Here is a 1,598-nt window from a genome sequence, read left to right on the forward strand (position 1 = left end):
GCGTGGGCCGGGGCCGGGGGCCTCATCGGGCCAGCTCCCTGATGAGCCGCTCGTGCTCCGGGTACGCGCGGGAGAGCGCGTCCGCGTCCCCGTGCTCGTACCCCGCATCCGTGTAACCGGGCGCCATCGTGCAGCCGAACAGCGCCCAAGCGCCACCCGCACTGCCCTCGGCCCCCGCGCCGTCGCCCGCCCCGACCCGGGCACCCATCCACGTCCCGGCCGGCACGGTGAGCTGCACCTGGTGCCCCGCACCGAGCACATCGGGACCGAGGACGGGAGTGCGCACAGTGGTACGCCCCTCCGGCCCGAGCAGCAGCAGTTGGAGCGGTGCGCCCAGGTAGTAGTGCCAGACCTCGTCGTCCGGCAGTCGGTGCAGCGCGCAGTAGTCGCCGGGTTCGTCGGTCAGCAGCATCACGATCGCCGAGCCCTCAGGCCGTCCGTCGCTCCGCTCGGGCCCGGCCCACAGCCGCCGGAACCGGCCGCCTTCCCGCGGCAGCGGCTCCAGTCCGAAGTGCGCGGCCAGTGCCTCAGCCGTAGCGTGCGCCTCATCTCCCACCTCACGTCGCATTCCTCAGCCCTCCCCTCACAGCACCCGCACCATGCGCCCCGTATGCGCCCCCACCGGCGCCGTCGAACCACGCCCTCACTCGGACGGGTGAGATCGAGGCACTGAGGGGTTCGGTGTCCGCACTCACGCCTCAGCGTCCCCAGTACGTGCTTAGAGTGCACATGTTCGGCCCCGGACCCTGGCCGGACGACCGTGTCAACGCACGCGCGCAACGCCCCCGGCCTGCCGCCGAATGCCGCCCCCGACCGGCCGCACGCCGTACCGCCGCACGCCGCGAACCGCACCGCCACCGCACCACAAGCAGAACCCCGGCACCACCCGCACCATCGCAACCATCGCAACCAACTCACCGCACCGCGCCAGCACCACGCCCCCCAGCCGCAGAACCCCCGAACCGCCACAGCTGAACCACCGCACCAACGCACCACCGAACCAACGCACCGCCGCACCGCAGAGCCACCGAACCAACGCACCGCCCCACCGAACCCGCCGAACCCGCCGAACCGCTCGTCAGTGGAAGGGGTCTTCCATGGTCGCCGTCCCGCGCTCCGACGCCCCGGGCCCCGCCCGGTTCCGGACCGTACGCGCGAGGGGCGAACTGGACATCGCGACGCTGCCCGAACTGGAGACCGACCTCGTGCGGGCGCTGTCCGCCGCCGCTCCGCCCCGCGTCGTACTGGACATGCGGGACGTGACATTCCTGGACTGCTCAGTGATCCGCGTCCTGCTGCGGGCCCGCACGACGGCGCTCTCCCGGGACGGCTGGCTGGTGCTGGTGTGCGAGCACGTACCGGTCGGCAGGCTGCTTCGGCGGCTGGAACTGGAGCATCGTCTGCCGCACTACACCTCACTCGACGCCCTCGACACGGCGCTGACCCCGGCCCAAGACGCCAACTGAATCTCCCCGAACCCGCACCATTCAGGGCACCCCGCCTCCGGGACCACAACGAACACAACGACCAATACTTTTCTTGCCGTTCGAGGGCAGACACCGCCCCGCCGCCCGGGCAGCATGTGGGCCTCCCCACCC

The 1,598-nt window shown here is 72.0% G+C and carries 2 protein-coding genes; one reads left to right on the top strand and one right to left on the bottom strand.

The genetic code is table 11. The features are described 5' to 3' along the window. Window positions 1–22 precede the first annotated feature (22 nt). Window positions 23–568, bottom strand: a complete 546-nt coding sequence (locus ITI46_RS34375) for a cupin domain-containing protein (protein WP_209243970.1) — start codon at window positions 566–568, stop codon at window positions 23–25. 529 nt (window positions 569–1,097) lie between these two features. On the opposite strand from ITI46_RS34375, the gene ITI46_RS34380 reads away from it, so the two are divergent. Beyond that, the gene (locus tag ITI46_RS34380) at window positions 1,098–1,466 is read left to right on the top strand and encodes an STAS domain-containing protein (protein WP_209243971.1); all 369 of its coding nucleotides are present in this window, start codon (window positions 1,098–1,100) and stop codon (window positions 1,464–1,466) included. Window positions 1,467–1,598 lie beyond the last annotated feature (132 nt).

Source organism: Streptomyces oryzae, assembly GCF_017676365.1.
Lineage (GTDB): Bacteria > Actinomycetota > Actinomycetes > Streptomycetales > Streptomycetaceae > Streptomyces > Streptomyces oryzae.

Excerpts from the sequence above, each read along its gene's own strand:
- ITI46_RS34375 (WP_209243970.1), bottom strand. The coding sequence starts at position 568 with ATGCGACGTGAGGTGGGAGATGAGGCGCACGCTACGGCTGAGGCACTG.
- ITI46_RS34380 (WP_209243971.1), top strand. The coding sequence starts at position 1,098 with ATGGTCGCCGTCCCGCGCTCCGACGCCCCGGGCCCCGCCCGGTTCCGG.